The sequence below is a fragment of the Verrucomicrobiia bacterium genome (assembly GCA_035577545.1).
In the GTDB taxonomy this organism is placed as follows: Bacteria; Verrucomicrobiota; Verrucomicrobiia; order Palsa-1439; family Palsa-1439; genus Palsa-1439.
Genome location: DATLVI010000015.1, coordinates 58,860 through 80,677 on the forward strand (window position 1 = coordinate 58,860; position 21,818 = coordinate 80,677).

17 protein-coding genes and 1 tRNA gene are annotated in these 21,818 nt (G+C 60.0%); 6 read left to right on the forward strand and 12 right to left on the reverse strand.

Annotated features, from left to right (window positions below):
- Positions 1–7 precede the first annotated feature (7 nt).
- From folB to VNL17_05160, 5 genes are all read right to left on the reverse strand, one after another.
- Positions 8–355, reverse strand: a complete 348-nt coding sequence (gene folB / locus VNL17_05140; GenBank protein HXI83459.1) for a dihydroneopterin aldolase — start codon at positions 353–355, stop codon at positions 8–10.
- Complete coding sequence (locus VNL17_05145) at positions 348–989, reverse strand: HAD family hydrolase (protein ID HXI83460.1); 642 nt, start codon at positions 987–989, stop codon at positions 348–350. The genes folB and VNL17_05145 overlap by 8 nt, the downstream gene beginning before the upstream one ends.
- A gap of 90 nt (positions 990–1,079) precedes the next feature.
- Positions 1,080–1,409: a ribosome-associated translation inhibitor RaiA gene (gene raiA / locus VNL17_05150; GenBank protein HXI83461.1), complete on the reverse strand. Its 330-nt coding sequence runs from the start codon at positions 1,407–1,409 to the stop codon at positions 1,080–1,082.
- A gap of 97 nt (positions 1,410–1,506) precedes the next feature.
- Positions 1,507–2,556: a cytochrome d ubiquinol oxidase subunit II gene (cydB, locus tag VNL17_05155; GenBank protein HXI83462.1), complete on the reverse strand. Its 1,050-nt coding sequence runs from the start codon at positions 2,554–2,556 to the stop codon at positions 1,507–1,509.
- A complete protein-coding gene (locus tag VNL17_05160; protein HXI83463.1) occupies positions 2,549–3,904 on the reverse strand; it encodes a cytochrome ubiquinol oxidase subunit I in 1,356 nt (451 codons plus the stop codon). The genes cydB and VNL17_05160 overlap by 8 nt, the downstream gene beginning before the upstream one ends.
- 692 nt (positions 3,905–4,596) lie before the next feature.
- Between VNL17_05160 and sppA the strand changes: the two genes are divergently transcribed.
- The 4 genes from sppA to VNL17_05180 all read left to right on the forward strand — a co-directional run bounded on the left by sppA (position 4,597) and on the right by VNL17_05180 (position 10,205).
- Positions 4,597–6,375 (forward strand): signal peptide peptidase SppA, encoded by a 1,779-nt coding sequence (gene sppA / locus VNL17_05165; protein ID HXI83464.1) that lies wholly within the window; start codon positions 4,597–4,599, stop codon positions 6,373–6,375.
- A gap of 31 nt (positions 6,376–6,406) precedes the next feature.
- Positions 6,407–7,624, forward strand: coding sequence for an acetate/propionate family kinase (locus VNL17_05170; GenBank protein ID HXI83465.1), 1,218 nt, complete (start codon positions 6,407–6,409; stop codon positions 7,622–7,624).
- Positions 7,621–10,014, forward strand: a complete 2,394-nt coding sequence (locus VNL17_05175) for a phosphoketolase family protein (GenBank protein HXI83466.1) — start codon at positions 7,621–7,623, stop codon at positions 10,012–10,014. The genes VNL17_05170 and VNL17_05175 overlap by 4 nt, the downstream gene beginning before the upstream one ends.
- A 114-nt stretch (positions 10,015–10,128) precedes the next feature.
- Positions 10,129–10,205: transfer RNA gene (locus VNL17_05180), tRNA-Arg, on the forward strand.
- 47 nt (positions 10,206–10,252) lie between these two features.
- Here VNL17_05180 and VNL17_05185 read toward each other — a convergent pair.
- The 5 genes from VNL17_05185 to VNL17_05205 all read right to left on the reverse strand — a co-directional run bounded on the left by VNL17_05185 (position 10,253) and on the right by VNL17_05205 (position 18,467).
- The gene (locus VNL17_05185; GenBank protein HXI83467.1) at positions 10,253–10,660 is read right to left on the reverse strand and encodes an FHA domain-containing protein; all 408 of its coding nucleotides are present in this window, start codon (positions 10,658–10,660) and stop codon (positions 10,253–10,255) included.
- A 14-nt stretch (positions 10,661–10,674) separates the two neighbouring features.
- Positions 10,675–14,001, reverse strand: a complete 3,327-nt coding sequence (locus tag VNL17_05190; protein ID HXI83468.1) for a tetratricopeptide repeat protein — start codon at positions 13,999–14,001, stop codon at positions 10,675–10,677.
- Positions 14,002–14,152: 151 nt separating this feature from the next.
- Positions 14,153–14,557: an FHA domain-containing protein gene (locus VNL17_05195; protein ID HXI83469.1), complete on the reverse strand. Its 405-nt coding sequence runs from the start codon at positions 14,555–14,557 to the stop codon at positions 14,153–14,155.
- A 20-nt stretch (positions 14,558–14,577) separates the two neighbouring features.
- A complete protein-coding gene (locus tag VNL17_05200) occupies positions 14,578–17,814 on the reverse strand; it encodes a thrombospondin type 3 repeat-containing protein (protein HXI83470.1) in 3,237 nt (1,078 codons plus the stop codon).
- Positions 17,811–18,467 (reverse strand): hypothetical protein, encoded by a 657-nt coding sequence (locus VNL17_05205; protein ID HXI83471.1) that lies wholly within the window; start codon positions 18,465–18,467, stop codon positions 17,811–17,813. The genes VNL17_05200 and VNL17_05205 overlap by 4 nt, the downstream gene beginning before the upstream one ends.
- A 234-nt stretch (positions 18,468–18,701) precedes the next feature.
- On the opposite strand from VNL17_05205, the gene VNL17_05210 reads away from it, so the two are divergent.
- Positions 18,702–19,283, forward strand: coding sequence for a thioredoxin family protein (locus VNL17_05210; GenBank protein HXI83472.1), 582 nt, complete (start codon positions 18,702–18,704; stop codon positions 19,281–19,283).
- A 3-nt stretch (positions 19,284–19,286) separates the two neighbouring features.
- Positions 19,287–20,291, forward strand: coding sequence for an NAD-dependent epimerase/dehydratase family protein (locus VNL17_05215; protein ID HXI83473.1), 1,005 nt, complete (start codon positions 19,287–19,289; stop codon positions 20,289–20,291).
- 13 nt (positions 20,292–20,304) lie between these two features.
- On the opposite strand, the gene VNL17_05220 is transcribed toward VNL17_05215, so the two are convergent.
- Both VNL17_05220 and VNL17_05225 read right to left on the reverse strand, forming a co-directional pair.
- Positions 20,305–21,093 carry a hypothetical protein gene (locus tag VNL17_05220; GenBank protein HXI83474.1) on the reverse strand — a complete coding sequence of 263 codons (789 nt, stop codon included), beginning with the start codon at positions 21,091–21,093 and terminating at the stop codon, positions 20,305–20,307.
- On the reverse strand, positions 21,081–21,803 hold the full coding sequence (locus VNL17_05225; protein HXI83475.1) for a ChbG/HpnK family deacetylase: 723 nt from the start codon (positions 21,801–21,803) through the stop codon (positions 21,081–21,083). Before VNL17_05225 ends, VNL17_05220 begins: the two co-directional genes overlap by 13 nt.
- Between the last annotated feature and the right edge of the window lie 15 nt (positions 21,804–21,818).

Genomic DNA, 21,818 nt, shown 5'->3' on the forward strand with positions numbered 1-21,818 from the left:
TGAGTCCTCATTGGGCGCGACGAATCTGGATCGAGACGTACTGGCTGCGCGGGATGCTGAACTTTTTCACCTCGACCGTCACCGCATCGGCCATCTGGCGGGCGAGAATTGCCCCGGCGATTTCATGGGCGACCGCCTCGACCAATTTGCGCGGCCGTTCCGTGACCAACTGGCGGACCAGGTCCGCGACGATATCGTAGCGGCTCGTAGCGGCTTCGGCATCCTGACGCCCCGCTTCTGTGAGGTCGCGTTCCATCTCCACCGTGATGAGCAATCTCTGGGCCTGTGCGCGCTCGGATTCCGTGACGCCGATGTGCGCGTCCACCTCGAGATCCTTGATGACGATCTTATCCACGCACGACCTCGGGCTTGGCGAGGAATTGTTGCAACTCACCGAGATGCTCACAGATGAGGTCGGGTCCCATCGCGCGCAGTTTCTCGAGGGAATTGTAGCCCGTCAACACCGCGCAGGTGTGGATGCCGCCCGCCTGACCGGCCTCGATATCGTGTTCCATGTCGCCGACAAACATCGTCTCGTCGCGGTCGAGGTGGTTCTCGTCGAGGATGTGGTGGATCGTCGATGTCTTGTCGACAATGCCAATGTATGGCTTGGTAATGAAAGATTTGATACCGAAAAGATCCCCCAACGTTTCGTAGGTGTGGGGATCGACCGTGCTGGCGATGTACACGCCCATGCGCCGTTCCTTGCAGAAGCGCAAAAACTCCTGCGTGTGCGGCAGGACGGTGATGGCGGCGTGGTGTTTTGGATATTCTGCCAGAAAAATCTCTTCCAGTTTCGCCTGCGGTATGTGGGAGACGCGCGTCTCGTAGAACTTGCGAACCGGCAGGCAAAACTCCGCGCGGAACTGCGGCAGGGACATCGCCGGCAAACCACAGAACGCGAGCACGTGGTTCGTGGTCCTCACCACCGGCAGCAAATCATCGACGAGCGTGCCGGACCAATCGAGAATGACGTTACGAATGACCACCCGGCGAGGGTATCACAAACACCTTGGTTGAGGGATAGGAAAAGACAGGGGCACGGCCTGTCCGTTCGCGGTAGCACGACCATCTCTCGCCTAGGGTTTGCGGCGGGTGCCGCGGACGCGCTTGGCGAGGCGGTCCGTTTTGCGTTTGCGCAGGCGGCGCTCGATTTTTCCCGCGACTACTTCAAGCGCGCCGATGACATCGGCGCTGGATTCCTCCGCGCTGAGGTCGGCGCCGGGAATTTCGACGAGCACGCGGACGGTGAATTGACGCGGCGAGGGGTGGGCGCTGACTTTGCGCAGCCGCACGCGCGCGCGTACCGCGCGGGGCGCGTAAAGTTCGACCCGCCCGATTTTTTCATCGATGGCATCCTTGATGACTTCCGAGAGTGTGACACCGTCGGCTTGGACCAGAATATCCATGGTCGGTCTCCTTGCTTGATAACGGAACTTGCCTACTCAAAACTTAGCACGGAACACACAATAGACAACCGATGGAACACGAAGACTCAATAAATTTTCAATAGGGGCTCTCGGTGTCCTCTGCTGGCCGCACTTTGCCCGCGTAGTGGCGGTGGATAAAGAGGGAGTAACCGATGGACAGCACCAAGGCGACGGGCCACCAGACGAGCGCGATGGCCAGGCCGTGTCCCGTGGCGGCGCCTTCATACGCGGTGAGGGAGTTTTCTGGCGCGAGCGTGGAGTGGAGCATGACGGGAAAAACGCTGGCGGCCCCGGCGATCATCAGGCCGGCCAGGAACGCGCAGGAACCCATGACAGCACTCTTTTCCAGGCGGTTGCGGAGGCCGATGAATACCGCCAGCAGGCCGCCGAGAACGGCGGCCACGCCGAGCCAGGCGAATGGTTGGCGCAGCATTCCCGGAAACAGATCCGGTCGCACATATCCTGACTCCACCGTAATCACGACGAGCAGCACCAGGACAATATCCCAAAGGAGCTTTGCGAGCCGTTCGGCGCGGTCGTGGACTGGGCCGGTAGTTTTCAATACCAAAGCGACCGCACCGTGGGCCGCGAGTGTGACCAGGGTGAAGACCGCGACCGAGACCGTGTACCAATCCAGGATGCCGACGTGACCGCGCACGCCGAAATGGGTGAAGAAGCTGAGGGTGAACCGACCACGGACGTCCAGCGGAACGCCCCGCACGACGTTGCCGAGCGCGGCGCCGATGAGGATGGCGAGCAGGATGTTTGAGGCCACGAAAGAGAAATGCCAGCCGGTGCGCCACAGTGGATCGTCGATGTGGCCGCTGACTTCATGGGACACACCACGCAGCACGAGCGACCAGAGCAAAAGGAAAAACGCCAGGTAGAATCCCGCAAAGGCGGAAGCCAGGACCGAGGGAAAGGCGACGAAGAGCGTCCCGCCGAAGCTGACGAGCCAGACTTCGTGCCAGCTCCAGAGCGGGCCGATGGCGCGAAGGACCAATCTTCGTTCCGCGTCGGTCTTGCCGACGGCGTATTGCAGGGTTCCCGCGCCGATGGCGAAGCCGTCGAGGATGATGAACATCACGAGCATGAACGACAGGATGGCGTACCAGGTTTCAACCATGGGCGGCTCCCCGTTTGGTGGTGGACGAAGCGGGCTGCGGGCCGTGGAGAATTTCGCGGCCGACCATGAACAGGTAGAGCACGCCCAGCACGAAATAAAGACCCACGAAACCGATGAGAGTGAACAACACGTCGCCGCCACTGACCACTTCGCTGCTTCCTTGAGCGGTGCGGAGAAGTCCATAGACGAGCCACGGTTGGCGACCGAGTTCCGCCACCATCCAGCCGGCGGAGGTGGCGATGAACGGGAATGGGAATGCCAGCATCAGCAACCAAAGTAATGCGGGCGTTTTTTCCAGTCGGCCGCGCATGAGTTGGAAGCAGGCGCAAGCCATGAGCGCGATAAAGATCGTGCCGAGGCCCACCATAATATGGAAGGCGTAATAGAGCAGTTCGATATTGGTCGGCCAGGTGTCTTCGGGGAATTCATCCAGGCCGTGGACGTTTGCGTAGACACTGCCGTAGGCCAGGAAGCTGAGCGCGCCGGGGATGCGAATTGGATTATCGAGTCGGCGCTCCTTCATGTTCGGCTGACCGATCATGTTGACTTCGGCCATGGGGCCGCTGTGGAAGCGGCCTTCCATTGCGGCCAGCGCGACGGGTTGGTACTGGGCGACTTTCTTCGCATGCATATCGCCAGTAGGAAATGCCACGAGTACGGACGCGACCAAGCCGACGATGGTGCCTGTCTTGAGAAAGAGCGAGGCTTGGGCGGAGTGCCGGTTACGCAAGGCGTAAAGCGCGCCGACGGCGGCCACCACGAATGATCCCGTTACGACCGCGGCGGTTTGGTTGTGGAGGAAGACGACCAGGGCCCAGGGATTAAGCAAATACGCCTGGAGATCCGCGAGCCGCAAGGTGCCATCAGCGGCCAGCGCGTAACCGACGGGGTGCTGCATAAAAGCATTCGTGACAAGGATGAAGTAGCCCGAGAGCCAACTACCAACGGCCACGCCCAGGGTGGCGAGGAAATGATTGCGCGGGCCCAGTCGTTTCTCGCCCCAAACCATGGCCCCGACCATTGCGCTCTCGAGAAAGAAGGCGAACATGCCTTCCATGGCGAGCGTTTGGCCGATGATGTTGCCGGAGTAGCGGGAAAAATTCGCCCAGTTGGTGCCGAACTGGAATTCCATCGGGATGCCCGTGACCACGCCGACGGTGAAGTTGATGCCGAAGATGCGCGCCCAGAACCGGACGGCGTTCCCATAACGTTCGTCGCCAGTGCGGAGGTGGCGCCACTTCCAGTAAACGAGGATCCACGCCAACCCCATGGTGAGTTGCGGAAAGAGATAATGATAGGTGATGGTGAAGGCGAACTGCAGTCGATGCCAAAGCAGGGCGTCGTCCATCCCCTGATGCTAGTCCTCCGCGCGGGATGACACCAGAACTTCTTGCGGCGATGATATGCACAGAAGAACCAAGGAGCCTCCAGCATATCGTTAATCGATAATTTTGCTGGACGTGGTGTCGCGGGAGAGGTATAGTCGACACTGTCGGGAAAGGTATCCGCCGTCGCCCGAGGCTATGGCGCGACGAGGAAGGCAAAAGGTCGAAGTAAAATGAACGGAAAATGCCAGAAGACGAAGAGCAATGGCGAGAGCCTATGGTCGTTAATGCTATCTTTGGGGAGGGAGAAAGGGGGTATATACGTTTCTGCGAAACGAACCCAATTTTTTTGGCGAGGCAAAATGGTGTTAAGTAATTGTGGGGCAATTGGAAGTGACGCAAAAATTTGGCTAAATAATTTGGGTTCGTTTTGGAAAACGAACCCAATTTGGGGGGTGTTTTGAGGCGCTTTGAGGGCATTTCTCCAGGTTTAGCCCGCCTTTTTGATGCTCGATCCGGGTTGCTCGTTGGTTTGATGCTATTAAATTCGACAGGCGAGATCCTCCGTCGCGAGGACGCTGTGGAGGGCAGGCTGCCTGTTCAACACGGAACACACGAAGGAGAACTGTGACGACGAACGTTCGCTTGTCGCGGGGAGGACGCGGGAGTAGGGTGGGCATCGACTGTTGGGCGTGCTGATCATCGGAGGAGAATCATGAAACTGCAGACCTTGGTGAAACTCGGTGTAGGGTTGCTGGCGGTCGTGGGGGCGTTGGTTCTGATGGTGGCGGTCGTCGGTGCGGTGTGCGCGCTTGGGGCCAAGCGTCCGGTTCCCTCGAAGGTGATCCTCGAAGCTGATTTTGAGAAGGGCCTGGTCGAGTACGTCCCCGATGATGCGGTGGCGAAAATCGTGTCGGGGAGCAGGGCGCCAACGGTGCTGGGCGTGATCGAGGCGTTGGAGCGGGCCACGACGGATGATCGGGTGGTCGGCTTGATTGCGCGCGTGGGTGAAGCCGGTTATTCCGCCGCGCAAATCCAGGAAATCCGCGATGCCATTATTGCGTTTCGCGGCAAGGGCAAACCGGCCATCGCTTATGCGGAGACCTTCGGCGAGGGCACCAAGGGAAACACTTCGTATTACCTCGCGACGGCGTTCGATGAGATTTACCTGCAGCCGTCGGGCGACGTTGGCCTAGCGGGATTGATGGCGGAGACGCCGTTCATCCGCGGGACGCTCGACAAACTTGGGTTCGTTCCGCGCATGGACCATCGATCCGAGTATAAGAACGCAATGAACGAGTTGACCGAGAAGAAATACACCGCGGCGCATCGCGAGGCGACGACGAAGTTAGTGGAGTCGATCTTTGGCCAGATCGTAAAGGGCATCGCGGAAAGGCGCAAGATGTCGGAAACCGAAGTGCGGGCGCTGATCGATCGCGGGCCGTTCCTCGGCGAGGAGGCGTTGCAGGCGAAACTCGTGGACAAACTTGCGTACCGCGACGACGCGTACGCGGAGATCAAGAAGAAGGCCGGTGCGGATGCGAAGTTTCTCTATCTTTCGAAATATAGCGAGCGTGCCGGCGGCCTGTACGACAAAGGGACGACGGTGGCTCTTATATATGGAGTCGGCGGGGTGAATCGCGGCAAGAGCGGCTACGATCCGGTGTTCCAAGAGGTGACGATGGGCGCGGACACGGTGGCGGCGGCGTTCCGGGCGGCGGTGGAGGACAAGAAGGTGAAGGCCATTTTGTTCCGCATCAACAGCCCTGGCGGTTCGTACGCTGCGTCCGACACGATCTGGCGGGAAACGGTGCGCGCCAAGAAGGCTGGCAAGCCGGTGATTGTGTCGATGAGTTCGGTCGCGGGATCGGGCGGTTATTTCGTCGCGATGTCAGCGGACAAGATCGTCGCGGAACCGGCGACGCTGACGGGATCCATTGGCGTGTTTGCGGGCAAGATGTTGACGACGAATTTCTGGGACAAGCTGGGCATCTCGTGGGATGAAGTGCATACGAGTTCGAATGCCATGGTGTTCACGGGGCTGAAAGATTACACGCCCGAACAGTGGGCACGGTTCGAGACGTTGCTCGACCGCATCTACGAGGATTTCACAACCAAGGTTGCGGAGGGCCGCAAGCTGCCGAAAGAGAAAGTGCTCGAAATCGCCAAAGGCCGCGTCTGGACGGGTGAAGACGCCAAGGCGCTCGGCCTGGTGGATGAACTCGGTGGATTTCCCGTTGCGGTCCGTCTCGTGCGCGAGGCCGCGGGATTGCCTGTGGACGCGAAGATCCGCCTGAAAGAGTTTCCCCTGAAGAAGTCGCCACTGGAGGCGCTCCTCGGTGGCGGTCCCGACAACAGCCAAAAAGCCGGCGAGGCAACGCTGGCGCGCGCGCTTGAAGTCATCCAGCCGTTGGCGCGCGTCGCGCGCGAACTCGGGCTTGGCGCTACCGATTCCGGTGCCTTGCGGATGCCAGAACTCGGCATGGAACCGTAACGACAACCGGAGATCAAGAGGTTACTACCTCATGGCGAAGAAACTCAACCAGGCTTGTGTCCTGACGATCAACGGCGGTTCTTCGAGCATCAAGTTTGCGCTGTACCAGACGGGCGACCTACAGAAGCGAAGACTTTATGGAAAGGTTGATCGCATCGGCTTGAGCGGAACAAATCTGACGTTCCGTGATCGCACAGGGAAACCGCAGGATAGTCGCCGCATTGCCGCTTCCGATCACAAGTCGGCAGCGAAATTCCTGATCGATTGGATCGAACAGCAGGATGGCTTCAGTTCGGTTCGGGCCGTGGGGCATCGAGTAGTACACGGCATGACTCATACCGAGCCGGAACGGGTCACGCCGGAGTTGCTCGATGAACTGCATCGCCTCCGGCCGTACGACCCGGAACATCTGCCCCGCGAGATAGAACTGATGGAAGCGTTCCGCCAGCGTCATCCGAAACTACCGCAGGTGGCCTGCTTCGACACAGCGTTTCACCGCACCATGCCGCGGGTCGCGAAGTTATTGCCGATTCCGCGACGCTTCGACGCAAAAGGAATTCAGCGGTACGGTTTCCACGGTCTGTCGTATGCCTACCTTATGGAGGAACTCGCACGGCTCGGCGACCCGGCGGCAACAAAGGGCCGCGTGATCCTGGCGCATCTCGGCAACGGCGCCAGCCTGGCCGCAGTTCGCGACGGCAAGAGCATCGACACCAGCATGGGTTTCACGCCGACGGGGGGATTGGTGATGAGCACCCGCACCGGCGATCTGGATCCGGGCCTCCTTTCGTTTTTGGCACACGAGGACCGAATGACCGCATCACGATTTGGGCAAATGGTGAACCACGAGTCCGGACTGCTCGGCGTCTCGGAGACCAGCTCCGACATGCGGGACCTGCTCGCACAGGAAGCCAATGACGTGCGGGCGGCGGAAGCCGTGGCGCTGTTTTGTTATCAGGTAAAGAAATGGATCGGCTCCTTCGCGGCCGCGCTCGGCGGCCTGAATACACTGGTGTTTGCCGGCGGCATTGGGGAAAACATGCCGGCGATCCGCGCCCGTATCTGCGAAGGACTGGATTTCCTCGGCATCGAATTGCATGAGGCGCGCAACGCGAAGAATGCAGCGCAGATTTCAACAACTTCCAGTCAGGTCGCCGTGCGGGTCATCCGCACGGACGAAGAACTGATGATCGCCAGGTCAGTTATCCGTGTCCTCAGCCCTGGCGACCCCAAGAAAATTAAACCATGAAGACAAGCACTCTCACTCCGGAACAGCTCCAGAAGATCGATGCGTACTGGCGCGCCGCCAACTATCTGTCGGTCGGACAGATCTACCTTTGGGACAATCCCCTGCTCACACAGCCGCTGACGCTCGCGCATGTGAAGCACATGCTGTTGGGACACTGGGGGACCACGCCGGGGCAGAACTTCATCTACGCGCATTTGAACCGGGTCATCAAAAAATATGATCTGGATATGATTTACATTTCCGGCCCCGGACACGGCGGCCCGGCGGTCGTGAGCAACACGTACCTCGAAGGAACCTACAGTGAAGTTTATCCGAACATCAGCCGGGATGAGGCCGGGCTCAAAAAACTCTTTACGCAGTTCTCATTTCCGGGCGGGATTCCGAGCCATGCTTCGCCGGAATGCCCCGGGTCGATCCACGAGGGCGGTGAATTGGGATATTCGCTCAGCCATGCGTTTGGAGCGGTGTTCGACAATCCCGATCTCGTCGTTGCCTGTTGTGTCGGTGACGGCGAAGCGGAAACTGGTCCGCTGGCTACGGCATGGCACTCCAACAAGTTTCTCAATGCGGCCGCCGATGGCGCGGTCCTGCCGATCCTACATCTCAACGGCTACAAGATCGCCAACCCAACCCTCCTAGCCCGCATTCCGAGAGAGGAGTTGGAACAGTTGCTCCACGGTTACGGGTGGACGCCCTATTTTGTCGAGGGTCACGAACCCGCGCTGATGCATGAAGCCATGGCCGCGACGCTCGACACCGTGGTGGAGCAGATTAAACAAATTCAAAAAGCGGCGCGCTCTGACGGCGACGCCGCCCGTCCTTGCTGGCCGATGGTCGTTCTCAATTCGCCCAAGGGCTGGACGGGACCAAAGGTGATCGATGGTCGAGAGGTTGAAGACACGTTCCGTTCGCACCAAGTGCCGCTCTCCGACCCAGCCACCAATCCCAAACACCTCAAGCAATTGGAAGACTGGCTGAAGAGTTATCGACCCGAAGAACTTTTCGATGGGCAGGGCCGCTTGAAACCGGAACTGTCTGAACTCGCGCCCACGGGCACGCGACGCATGGGCGCAAATCCCCATGCCAACGGCGGTATTTTTCTCCGCGACCTGCGGATGCCGGATTTCCGGGATTATGCGGTCGACGTGTCCTCGCCGGGAGTTCGCGGCATCGGCGACACGCATGTACTGGGAAAATTCCTGCGCGACGTGGTGAAGCTGAACAGTGAACGGAGGAATTTTCGAATTTTCGGTCCCGACGAGACACTCTCCAACGGCTTGGAAGCCGTGTTCGAAACGACCAATCGCCAATGGGAAGCCGCAACCGTGCCGAACGACGAATTTCTTGCGGCCAGCGGACGCGTGATGGAGGTGTTGAGCGAACACCAATGCGAGGGTTGGCTGGAAGGCTACCTGCTCACCGGTCGACACGGACTTTTCAATTGTTACGAGGCGTTCATACACATCGTCGATTCGATGTTCAACCAGCACGCCAAGTGGCTGAAGGTCACCGCGCATTTGCCGTGGCGACGAAAGATCGCCTCGTTGAATTACCTGTTGGCTTCGCACGTCTGGCGGCAGGACCACAACGGCTTCACGCACCAGGATCCCGGTTTCATCGACCACGTTGTGAACAAGAAGGCTGAGGTCGTTCGGATTTATTTGCCGCCGGATGCAAATTGTTTGTTGTCGGTGATGGACCACTGCCTGCGCAGCCGCCATTACGTCAATGTCGTGATCGCGGGCAAACACCCGGCGCCGCAGTGGCTGACAATGGACGCCGCCGTCAAACATTGCAGCAAGGGCATCGGCATCTGGTCGTGGGCCAGCAATGATCAGAGCGGTGCGCCCGACGTGGTGATGGCCTGCTGCGGCGACGTCCCCACGCTGGAGACGCTTGCCGCAGTTTCCATCATGCGCCACCATCTGCCCGATCTGAAAATTCGGGTCATCAACATCGTCGATCTCATGAAACTGCAGCCGCAAACGGAGCATCCCCACGGGCTGAGTGACAAGGATTTTGACGAACTCTTCACCAGGGAGAAGCCCATTATTTTCGCATTCCACGCCTATCCATGGTTGATTCACCGACTGACGTATCGCCGCGCCAACCACGAGAACCTGCACGTTCGCGGCTACAAGGAGGAAGGAACCATCACCACGCCCTTCGACATGACGGTGCTGAATGATTTGGACCGCTTCCATCTCGTAATGGATGCCATTGACCGCCTCCCGCAGACCGGCGACCGGGGCATCTATCTGAAGCAGCAACTTCAGGACAAGCTCATCGAGCACAAACAATACATAGCAAAATTCGGCGAGGACCTGCCGGAGGTCCGTGATTGGAAATGGGGTGCGTCCAATGCAGTCGGGCCGGTGTTACGTTCTTAAGCTCCTTTGTCGCTCGTGATACGCGCGATCTTTACGCATCGGTAATCGTACTTGCCCGGACAAAACGCGCTCGACCCACAACGCCATTTCAAATACCTTATCGGCAGTAATCATGCTCCCGTAGCTCAGATGGATAGAGCGTCGGTTTCCTAAACCGCAGGTCGCCCGTTCGAATCGGGCCGGGAGCGCCATTTTTTGCTCTCTGACAATCCACTGACACCAGTCGGGACGGATCCAATCATGATGGGCGCGGGCTGTGTTTCCTGGGAACGCGTTTGCCAATATCTTTGGTGATCTCCCTGAGGACGGTCTCGTAGCTCTTGCGCCCCTGGGCCAATTCTCCGATGGCGGTACCCAGCCCTTTTTCAAAAGCAAACAGTGTTTGCCCGGCCCGGATGCGATCTCCGGCCGTCAGGCCGGTTTCCGCGACAGGTAGTTGATTCAGCCACGTGCCGTTGACCGACTTCAGGTCGCGGATAGAATGCCGACCATCCTTGTACTCGATCAGGAAATGGCGTTTGGACATTTCCGGATCATCGATTTTTACGTCCACATCCTTGCCACGGCCGAACGTCAGTGCTTTCTCCCCCAACTGCCACTGTTGCACCATCGTGCCATCGGTTTTCTTCTGAATAAGATAAGGCATGGATTCCTCCGTGGTTATCCGCCGCCACTGCCGCCAGTGGATCTGGTAGTTTGCAATGCATAAGAAATGGCGCGTTCGTGATCCATCTGTTTTCCTTCGGACCAGAGCGTCGCAAACGGCGCGCCGCCGAGTTGAGTGCGGGCCGCCTCGATCCGGGCGTTGTATTCGCCGGTTTCAAACGATAGCGACGGCCCGGCACCAAGTGCCACCCGCAATCCCTCGGCGATTCCAAACAAGCGCGCCGCACGGTCGGCCTCGTTCTGGATTGTCGCGAGCACGGCGAACCCTTCCATGCATGCCGTGACGCCGACCTTGTCGTCCAATTCCCGGAAGAGCCCGAGGCTTTGTTGGTAGAGGACACTTGCCCGGGGAAGTTCGCCCTGCAACTGCATCAACTCGGCGTAGTTCCGCAGTGAAACAGCAATCCCCTTCTTGTTTCCCAATTCACGATCAATCGTCAGGCTCTCTTCCAACAGGGCGCGGGCATGGTTGAAGTCGCGTTGTTCCTGGGCCAGCACGGCCAGATTCGTCAGCGATTGTGAAATCCCGGCTTTGTCCCCGATTTTTCTCCGGATCGCCAGGCTTTCTTCCTGTAAGGCGCGGACCCGGTCATTGTGGCCCTGGGCTTGCGCAAGGTTCCCGATGTTGTTGAGCAGGGTCGCGATGCCGGCCATGTCACCGAGTCCCCGTCGAATCGCCAGCGCCTCTTCATAAAGCGCCACGGCCTTCGGAAAATCACCCTGCTCGTGAGCAAATGTTCCCAGGGCGTGCAGTGAACTGGCGATACCGCTCTTGTCACCCAGCGTGCGGCGGACCGCGAGGCTCTTCTCCTCAAGCGAACGGGCTTCGTCATAGTTCCCATGTTTCCACGCCACCGACATCAAGTTGTGGAGAGCGTCGGCAATGCCGCGTTGGTCGGCCAACTCTTCCTGCAGAGCCAGTTGCTCCTCAAAAAGTGCCCGCGCCCGCCGGTAATCCCCCTGGCAGGATGCCAGGTTGCCGGCCGCATCGAGAGCCGCCGCGCGCAGGTCCTTCGCCACCGTATCACCAGCCGACAGGCATTGTTCCAACCATCGCAGTCCTTCCTTCCAGTGTCCGCGGAATTCCCAAAATCGTCCGAGGGCCTTCGCCAGCCTGATACCAAGGGTAACGTCGCGGGTAACGGCCCACGCCAGCGCGATCTGCAGGTTGTCATGCTCCATCTCCAGACGCTGCAACCACGATGCCTGGTCGGGTCCCGTCAGCTGTGCACCCCCGCGTTCCGCCAATTGCAGGAAAAACTCCCGGTGCCGTGCCCGCACGCCCTCGGAATCCGAGGTGCTTTCCAGTTTTTCGCGCGCATACTGGCGGATGGTTTCCAGCAGTCGATAACGGATTTGCTGGTCTTCGTCCACCTCGATGACCGACGCCAGGGATTTGTCCACCAGTTCCGAAAGCAGGTCGAGGATTTCACCGCCCTGCAATCCGTCACCGACACACACGGACTCGCACGTTTCCAGCGCGAACCCACCGGCAAAAACCGCCAGCCGACCGAACAGGACGCGCTCCTTCTCCTCCAATAAATCGTAACTCCAATCCATCGTCGCCCGTAGCGTTTGCTGCCTCGGCAGCGCGGTTTCCACGCCGCGCGTCAACAATTGGATGCTGTCGTCCAGTCGCGACGCGATTTGTTGGACGGACAACATTTTTACGCGCGCTGCCGCCAATTCGATGGCCAGCGGTATGCCGTCCAAGCGTCGGCAGATGTGTGCGATTTCACGGACGTTGCCATCGGTCAACGCAAAACGTGGCTGATTGGAGGCGGCCCGCTCGGCAAAAAGTTGCACGGCCTCCGAATTGCGAAGCTCTTCAAACTGGACCAATGCCGTCGCAAGGTCGGCCTCAGTGGATGCCGTGCGTGGCGCCGACGGTAATCCCAGGGACGCGACATTGTAGATTGTTTCGCCCGCAACCCGCAGAGATTCGCGGCTACTGACGAGGATTCGGATGTTCGGGCAACCGCGCAACAGGGTTTCCGCCAACTGCGCGCAGGCACTGCGAAGATGTTCGCAGTTATCCAGCACCAACAGCACACATTTGGTCCGCAACGTGTTCACGAGCGTCTCGGTGAGCGGTCGCCCCGGCTCCTCGCGCAAGCCCAGCGCGGCGACCACACGGTCCGGCACGAGCGCCGGGTCCGACAATGCCGCAAATTCCACCAGGGACACGCCGTGCTTGTAGGACTCCAATAATTCGCCGGCGACTTCGAGTGCCAGGCGTGTCTTGCCAGAACCACCGGTTCCCACCAGGGTCAACAAACGGGTTTTGTCCAGCAACTGCTTGATCTCGATCATCTCCCTGCGGCGACCGACGAAGCTCGTCAACTGCACCGGCAGATTGCTGGGTGGCAAGGGAGTCGGCTCGGGTATCAACGGTGCCGCATTCGGCGACAACACGGTCTCCTGCTCGGAAAGGATGGTCGCGGCTTCTTCCGGATCGGGTGACATTGCCGCGGCGGGAGCATGTGGCAGCCCCAGCGCCGCGCCCAACTGGGCGATCAATTCTGACGCGGAGGCAAAGCGGTCCGTCGGCGCTTTCTGGGTTCCGCGACTGAGAATCTGGCCGATCGCCTCGGGCAGGTCTGGTACGAGAAGACGGACATCGGGGAGGGGCGCGTGCCTTTGTTTGTAAAGGACGTCCCCAATATTCCCACTCCCAAACGGCGGTTCGCCGCCGAGCAAATGATAGTACGTACAAACCAGCGAATACAAATCCGAGCGCGCATCCAAATCCCCGCCCGCGCATTGTTCCGGCGACATATAGGCCGGGGTGCCGATCACCGCCCCCGGTCGCGTGATGTCCGACCGTTGGTCAAAGGGTCGCGCCAGTCCGAAATCGACCACTTTGATCACGCCGCGCGTTGTCCGCATCAAGTTCGAGGGCTTGATGTCACGGTGGATCAATCCCACTTCATGCGCCGCCGACAATCCCGCAGCCGCGTCCCGTATCACCCGTGTCGCCTCCGGCCAGGCCATGCGCCCATGCGCGCCGAGGTAATCCTGGAGGTTGCCGCCATCCACCCATTCCATCACGATGAATACCGCCCCGCCGGATTCGCCCGCCTGGTAAATGGCCACCGTGTTGGGGTGATTGAGTTTCGCCGCCGATTGCGCCTCGCGCAGAAACCGGCCAACCATCCGCTCGTCCCGGGAATACTCCGGTTGCAGCAGCTTCACCGCGACCTGACGCCGCAACTTCGGGTCAACCGCAAGCCACACGACACCGATGGCTCCCTCGCCGAGTTTACGGCGCAGGATGTAGGGGCCAATTTTCTCTTCCGGCGCTTGCCGTTGGGGACTCATCGTACGCAATGAGCTTCGCCATGTGTCCGCACGACGAGCCCAGGAGCCAACGGCCAAAGATTATGGGAGTTTGACCGGCAAAACACAAGAAAGCACCACCCGGCGCTCGCGCGAAGATTCATTCTTCAGGCTGGTCGTTTGCCACTGGGTGTCAGCCCCGGATTTCGGGGTAGCCGGGATCGCGCACCAGCGTGCCACCTTCCCGCAGGTGCCGTTCACCGCGGCGCTGGTGCTGCACTTCATCCGTCTGAGCGGCATCATCTTTGGTGGAATAGACCAACACCGTCGCACCGACGCGGATTTGATCTCCATCCTGCAGGACGTGCTCCTGGATCTTGGCCCCATTCACATACACGCCATTTGCCGCTGCATGCGCGTCCGTAACCACATGGCCGTCGCCCTGAGGCCTAATCAGAAAATGCCGCCGCGACACTTCCGGATCTAGAAGTTGGATCTCCTGTGACGGATGGCGACCACCGGCGAGAGGACGGTTTTTGATGACGAAATGTTTCCCCACCTGGGTTGCAGGGCCTTTTGTAATGAGTAAGGATGCCATATCTTTCCTCCAACGCGCGATCAGAGTACCAAGCGCACCCGGTAAAAGCGAGTCGGTATGTTGGTCGCGCCCCCGACATCCAGGTAGTTCGTCAATGTGCCAACGGTGTTCGTTACGGTGAACAGGTCGGTAAAGTTCGTCGTGTAATTTCCCCCGTTGGCGAATTGCAGTGCATTGGTCTTATTGCTGCCCATCGTCCAGATCACGCGGACATCGCTGCCGGTCTTTATGACACTGGTTATGCGAAATGCCGACGCGCTGTTGGTGGGGTCGGTGCCGGCCAGATATTCCTGCAAGTTGCTCAGCCCGTCGCCATCGGCGTCCTCGCTGCCGAGGTTCGGGTCAAACGGATCCAGACCGTGCGAAAGTTTCCAACCGTTCGGAATTCCGTCGCCTGCGGTGCTTTGGTTCGGGTCCAGCAACAACGAACTGTACACCAGCGCACCGCCCGTGCGGATAAACCGCGCGCACGCATTCGTAATGACCAGCCTGTCCACGATCACCGTGCCCGCGCTGAACGTGAACGTCCCGCCGCGCACCTCCAACATCGCGCTGCCGCCGTTGGTGACGAACAGGCTGCCGCCCGCGACCTTGACGATGCCGGTGGAACCGCAGCCGACAAGACCGATGGTCATGTTCGAGTACACGCTGGTGATGCCCCCGTCCAACTCCAATGTACCGGTGTTGCCGGCGCTGGCGGCGACCACCAGGCCTGGTGCGCGGACCGCGCCGTTGGATACAATCATTTTGCCGTCGGCCAGGTAGGAAATGACGATCCGGTCGTGCAGGATTGGGTCCTCGAACGCGGGCGACGGGCCGAGCACCACTTCGAGCGTGCCGCCGTTGACCACCGTGGTCCGGATCCCGTTGGATCGCAGGCCGCCGTGGGCGCGGACCGTGCTGGTGCCGGCCACGGTCAGATTGGCGTCGCTGCCGAAGTTGTCGCCGATCAAGATACTGGCCGACTCCACCACGCCGTTGGACAGCGTGACGTGACCGACGCCGCCGGTGCTCAGGAGCGACCCGCCATTGCCCACCGCGAACACGCCGTTGGTCACGAAGACCGAGCCGCCGGTCATGGTCACGATGCCAGTTGCTCCGAGCGAGGTGCCGACGACCAGGTTGCTCAGCACGTTTAATGTGCCGCCGACCTCCGTCATGGAGCCGAGATTGTCGAAGCCGATGAATGCCGAGCGCACCGTGGCGACACCATTGGAAGAGATGAACTCGCCGGCATGGGTCTGACCCGCGAACATGTCAGCGTTGGTCGCGTCAATCGTCCCGCCATCCAAAATGCCTTCGTTGTAACTGAGCCCGCACGCAGCACAGCCGCCGGTGATATGCAGGATTGCGCCGGGCTGGATCGTCATGATGCCGTGACCGCCCGCGCTGCTGCCGAGGTTGACGCCCTTGGCTGTGACCGAGGCATTGGCAATCGTCATCTGCGCGCTGCCGCTGCCGCCGGTCAGGTTGCCATTGTTGCCCACGCCGATAGTGCCGTTGGGGACGAAGAGGGAACCGCCGGTCATGGTGACGGCGCCGGTCGCGCCCACGCCCGAGGCAACGATGAGATTGCTGGAGACGTTCATCGTGGCACCATCCTGCAGAGTTATGGTGCCCGCTGAATTGGAGCCTGATGCAACTTCGGTTTGTCCGAGGTCAAGTGTGCTGTTGGTCGCGGTGACGGTGCCGACACCATTCACGCCAACGCTCATCACGCCTTGCGTGACAACCAGCGAGCCGCCGGTAAAGTTGACGATGCCGGTGGAGCCTACGGAAGTTCCAACCCGAAAGCCGTTCGTCAACGTTTGGTCACCGACGATGACGTTGCCGCCAACCACAGAGAAGAAGGCTGTGCCGTTTGTGGCGACTCGCACGGCATTGGCAATCACGGTGCCGTTGGAAACGATCATTTGTCCCGACCCGCCACCAAAGATGTCAATGAAACCGCCCGGTCCGCTGGAGCTTAAATTGCTGTTGTTGGTGACAACCAACTGGCCGCCCGTCACCCAAACCGTTCCCGTGCCGGTGGGGTTGGCGATCGCAATGTAATTGGCGAGCACCGAGCCGCCGGAAACGATCAACTGTCCTAGCGTGTAGTCTCCGACGTCGATTCGACCGGAAGATCCTGCATTTGGATTCTGCGGGTAGGTGACGTTGAACTGGCCGCCCGCCACCGAAACCGTTCCCGTGCCGCCGTTCCCAATGTCCAACAACGGAGTCGTATTGGTACCGCCGGTCATGGTGAAGATGCCCTGACCGGAACCGTAGCCTACGTATTCGGCGTTGGTCACGGTCAACTGGCCGCCCGACATTAAGACGGTTCCCTTGCTGCCATTCAGTGGGATACCTAGGAGATTCATGAGGTTGGTGCCGCCGGCCATGGTCAACGTACCGTTATCGACGAGTTCGGACCCGGCCGTGACCGAGCCGTTGGAAATGGTCATCTGCCCGCCCCCACCGGCGGCCCAGAGAATCGTTGGGCTCGGTGCGTAGCCTGTGACTTGCTCGTTTGTGACAAACAACTGGCCACCGCTGACCCAGACCGTCCCGGTCCCCGCGCCGTTGCCAAGCACGACGGAAGAGGCGAGAACCGTCCCGCCGGAAACGCTCAACTGGCCCTGCCCGGAAGCGCCGATATCGATCACACCGGAGACAAACGAATCCACGTGATTGGTGACATTCAACTGGCCGCCATTCACGCGGACGGTCCCATTGCCCGTTGCTCCGATCTCGAGCAACCTCGTCACGTTGGTGCCGCCGGCCATGGTCATGAAGCCGGCGCTGTTGAGCCCGTCTACCCGCTCATGGCTGGCGGTAACCAAGCTGTTCGACATGGAGAGCAGGCTGTCGATCACCGAGAGTTGGGGGACTCCGGCGACGGGCAGCCCGTCGATTTGCAATGCGGAATTGGTCAACGTGATCGCGCCGCCGGTCGTGACGGTGGCAGCATTGAGGATGTGCAGCGGCGTGACCGTGCCGGCATTGGCGAGCGAAAGCCTGTTCGATGTGCCGACGGTGAGGTTGTTGATGGTGAGTGTGGAGGGCGAGTTGGTGGTGACGGCGTCGATGGTGACGGTGTTGTTGCCGGCGTTGGTGATGAGGTCGGCGCTGTCGCTAATGGAAGGCGCACCACCAGACCAGTTGCTGCCGAACTCCCATTTGCCGGTGCCATCAGTCCAACTGTTCGTGGCGGCGCGGGCGGGAAGGGTCATGGCGATGCCGAGTGCAACAATGGCGAGGATTTTGGCTCTCATGTCGGTTCTCCATCGATGGCTGAATGAATCGGCGCTTGGTGTGCCGGATTGAGGGAAATGTTGCGCGCTAATGATAAATCCTGAAGATGGGTCTCGGAGGGATGCGGGCCGTCAAACGGATACGCCCTTTGTTCGCTGGCTGACGGAGGTCCCCGCGGCGCCACCGGACTTAGAAAGACGACCGCGGGTATGGCGTCGCTTGGGGTGACAAGCACGCCGCCCGCACGCATCTGACCGTGGTAGCCTCCGGTAATGGTGAGATCATGCTGGTAGAGATTTGGGGATTGCTCGCTGGTCCGGGGCGATTTGTTATCGACGCATTTTAAACTGGCAAAGTCGGACAGCGACGGCGCACCGCCGGACAGGTCGGTCCAAATCTTCCGTTTGCCGACGCCATGGATGCGATGGTCGACGGCGGCGTGTCCGCTGGAGGCGAACATCACGCAAAACGCGATCGCCAGCCACAATGTCGGCGTCAGGGGAAAGTTTATGTCGAAGCCGTATTCCGATACGGCTGACACCAGAAATCCAATCCACGAGAGGACGGAAGCAAGTTTCTTAACCTGATACTTCTTCGTGGACCGGCATGGGAATAAAGGCGCGGCTTGGTGAACCGCTTTGTTGCGCGACCCGCGTGATGCATCGAGCGTCATGGTGTCCGTTGGTGCATGGGACACGCGAGAGGGAAACGCGAACATGACGCCGGCCTCTGCGCTTCTGCGAACCAAGAGGGTAGTATATCCGGCCACCTCCCCGCTTGTCCAGCAAAATTAAGGCTTTGGGATGCGGGAAGCGACTGTCCTTTCGCCGTCAACCTTTCTGACTGGCGGCGGCATGGCGGGAGTAGTAAACTGCCGGGCACAGACCAGCGAGAAAGGACGGTCCATATGGCTTTCACATTACAGATTGGAGATAAGGCGCTCGATTTCAAGTTGCCCGCCACGGACGGGAAGACCTACCGGCTCGCGGATTTCGATGATGCCCGGGTACTGGTGGTATTTTTTACCTGCAACCATTGTCCCTACGTCACCGGGTCGGACGAAGTGACGAGACGCACCGCGGAGCAGTTCGCGTCCCAGGGAGTCAGGTTCGTGGGAATTAATTCCAACAGTCAGAATACGTACGCGGAGGACGGCTTCCCGCACATGGTCGCGCGGATGGAGGAGAAGAAGTTTCCCTGGGTCTACTTGCGCGATGAATCACAGGACGTGGCCCGCGCTTACGGGGCGTTGCGCACGCCGCACTTCTACGTGTTCGACCAATCCCGAAAACTCATCTATACGGGCCGGGGGGTGGACACGCCGCGCGACACAAGCAAGATGACGGTGAACGACCTGGAGCGGGCGTTGCGGGAACATTTGGCGGGGAAACCGGTGAGCCAGCCCAAGACCAATCCCATTGGCTGCAACGTCAAATGGGACGGGAAGGACGCGCACTGGATGCCGGCCGAGGCCTGCGATCTGGTCTAGGCGATGCGAGTTTTGATCATCGGCGGGACGGGACTGATCAGCCGGGGGATCGTCAAGCATCTGCTGGCGCGGAATGCCGAGGTCACCGTCTTCAATCGCGCGCAACGCGAGGACACCTTGCCTGCCGGGGTGAAGCGACTCACCGGCGACCGCAACCAGATTGCGGATTTCGAACGGCAGTTCGCGGCGGCACGCTTCGACGTGGTCATCGACATGATCTGCTTCACGCCCGAGCAGGCGGACAGCGCCGTGCGCGCCTTCCGTGGCCGCTGCGAGCAGTTGATTTTCTGTTCGACCGTCTGTACTTATGGCGTGAAGGTGCCGCCGCAGGTGCTGGTCGACGAGTCGTTCCCGCAGGAACCCATCACCGGTTACGGACGCAACAAGCTGGCCTGCGAACAAATCTTTCGTCGCGCCCAGGAGGGGCGACATTTTCAAGTGACAATCGTCCGTCCGAGTAGCACCTACGGCGCCGGGGCGCCATTGATCGACAACCTGGAACCCAACGCCGTGGCGTGGGACCGTATTGAGCGTGGGCAGCCGGTGCTCTGCGCCGGCGATGGATTGGGCCTGTGGCAATCCACGCATCGCGACGATTGCGGCAAACTTTTCGCTTACGCGGCGCTCAATTCGCGAACGTACGGTCAGGATTACAACGCCACGCGGGATGAGGTCTTGACGTGGCGGGACTATCATCGCCAGGCGGCCGCTGCGCTTGGCAAGACGGCGCACCTGGTGTTCATGCCAGCCGCCTGGATTGTGCGTCATGATCCGCAGCGGTTCGGTTTGCTCCACGAGATTACCCAATTTCACGGTGCGTACAACTCGGCCAAGGCCCGCCGCGACGTTCCCGAATTCAAATGTGAGGTGGATCTGACGCGGGGCGCGACCGAGACATTTGCGGACATGCGACGACGGGGAGTCTGGCGAGATAGTAGTGGTGATTCGCTCTACCAGACAATGATCGACGAGGCACTGGCGACGGGCATCGAGCCGGTTCAGGCTTGAGAGCGAGTTGATGCTAGCGGAGCAGGCTTGTGTACATCGGCCTGACGTGGACGGGCCCGCCGCTGAAATAAAAGGTCTTTTCGTATGAGAATGTTTTTGTGAGGCAGTCGAAGGTCAGCGTGCGTGGGGCGTCGGTGAAATTCGGATCATACACGTGGAAGGCAACCTGCCCGGGTTGCGTGGGCGCGATCTCTTCAAAGACCGTGACAGCGTGGTTGATATTCACCCCGGGGAAATTATAGAGCCACACCACCATCGGGTGGCCCTGGTGCAGCCAATTTTGCAGGTCTTCGCTCATGCGCGCCTGGTGTTCGGGTGAGGGCACAAAGGGCATGGGAAACTTCCGCAGATGAAAATAGGTCGTCCACCCGGCCCCCATGTTCGCGCGCAACAGACGGCCTTCGCGTTCGCTCAATTCGTGCAGGTTGGCAAAGCCCGGGAAAACAACGCGTTTGTCCGGAGGTTCGCTGGGCCACCACGCCGCCCGGTCGCGCACCTCACGAACGCGGCGCGCCAGTTCCTCAACCGGAACGGGCGACGCCTGCGGCTCGAACTGGGCGTGTTTCCAGAATTGCACGACGCCCGCGGCCATGATGAAGCAGCGGCGGGTGTAGGAGCGTTCGCGTTGCTGCGGGTTTGCATCCGCGACGTGAACACCATTTTGGTAGTTGAAAACCAATTCATTGGCGTAGGCGAAAGTATCGTGGTGAAAATCGAAGGGCCGTCCCGCGCCAGTGGTCGGTTGGACCGACGCGCAGCCCGCGGAAATCATCACCAAGCCGACCGCAATCAAGATTCGCATGCTTTTAGTTCCAATAGACACTGCACATCGGCGTCATTATTCACTGTGCGCGGGTGAAAGTAAAACTCATGGAGCCCGCCCGTCAGTTGTCGCGCGGCGTCCACCACTTCCCGGGCTTGCATGCGAAATGTCCGGCCAAGACCCCAGGTTGTGTCGCTATGGCGGTATGGGCAGCGCCGACGTCGTGCTTCCATGAATAGTTTGTCAGTAATCCCGAAGACGACCATGCCCGGCTGAGGCGTGAAAAAGCGCGGTTTACCCAGGCGAATCCAGCCTTTGAATTGGGATGGCAGGACATTCAGTAGCGCGGAGTATACAAATGGATGGGCGTGGAGATGATGGTGCGAGTTGACAAAGGGGCAGGGCAAGCCGGTTGCCTGAAACAACTCCCATTGTACCCTTACCTCGTCGCGCATCAATCGCCGCGCTCTGGAGGACAATCCGATGGCCCACCCGGCGCGAGAGTGTGATTCGCCCCACGGCCAGGCGACGCGCGTGATGGGTTGCGAGTCGCAAAGGTGCAGATGCCAGCCAACTTGCAGCCCCGGATTCTCTCGCGCCAGGCGGACGGCATCTTCGGTGGCCGGTTGGCCCATCATCAAGCTGGCGCCGTGCAACGCGCCGCGACGATGGGCGTGGACGATGGCGCGGTTGACTTCCGGGCTCATCCCGAAATCATCCGCGATGAAAACCACTTCCCTGTCGTTCATGTTTGACGTAGATTC

Coding starts and splice junctions, on each gene's coding strand:
- VNL17_05160 (HXI83463.1), bottom strand. CDS start 3,904: ATGGACGACGCCCTGCTTTGGCATCGACTGCAGTTCGCCTTCACCATC.
- VNL17_05225 (HXI83475.1), bottom strand. CDS start 21,803: ATGAACGACAGGGAAGTGGTTTTCATCGCGGATGATTTCGGGATGAGC.
- VNL17_05170 (HXI83465.1), top strand. CDS start 6,407: ATGGCGAAGAAACTCAACCAGGCTTGTGTCCTGACGATCAACGGCGGT.
- cydB (HXI83462.1), bottom strand. CDS start 2,556: ATGGTTGAAACCTGGTACGCCATCCTGTCGTTCATGCTCGTGATGTTC.
- VNL17_05190 (HXI83468.1), bottom strand. CDS start 14,001: ATGAGTCCCCAACGGCAAGCGCCGGAAGAGAAAATTGGCCCCTACATC.
- sppA (HXI83464.1), top strand. CDS start 4,597: ATGAAACTGCAGACCTTGGTGAAACTCGGTGTAGGGTTGCTGGCGGTC.
- VNL17_05195 (HXI83469.1), bottom strand. CDS start 14,557: ATGGCATCCTTACTCATTACAAAAGGCCCTGCAACCCAGGTGGGGAAA.
- VNL17_05220 (HXI83474.1), bottom strand. CDS start 21,093: ATGCGAATCTTGATTGCGGTCGGCTTGGTGATGATTTCCGCGGGCTGC.
- VNL17_05210 (HXI83472.1), top strand. CDS start 18,702: ATGGCTTTCACATTACAGATTGGAGATAAGGCGCTCGATTTCAAGTTG.
- VNL17_05175 (HXI83466.1), top strand. CDS start 7,621: ATGAAGACAAGCACTCTCACTCCGGAACAGCTCCAGAAGATCGATGCG.
- VNL17_05185 (HXI83467.1), bottom strand. CDS start 10,660: ATGCCTTATCTTATTCAGAAGAAAACCGATGGCACGATGGTGCAACAG.
- raiA (HXI83461.1), bottom strand. CDS start 1,409: ATGGATATTCTGGTCCAAGCCGACGGTGTCACACTCTCGGAAGTCATC.
- VNL17_05200 (HXI83470.1), bottom strand. CDS start 17,814: ATGAGAGCCAAAATCCTCGCCATTGTTGCACTCGGCATCGCCATGACC.
- VNL17_05205 (HXI83471.1), bottom strand. CDS start 18,467: ATGACGCTCGATGCATCACGCGGGTCGCGCAACAAAGCGGTTCACCAA.
- VNL17_05215 (HXI83473.1), top strand. CDS start 19,287: ATGCGAGTTTTGATCATCGGCGGGACGGGACTGATCAGCCGGGGGATC.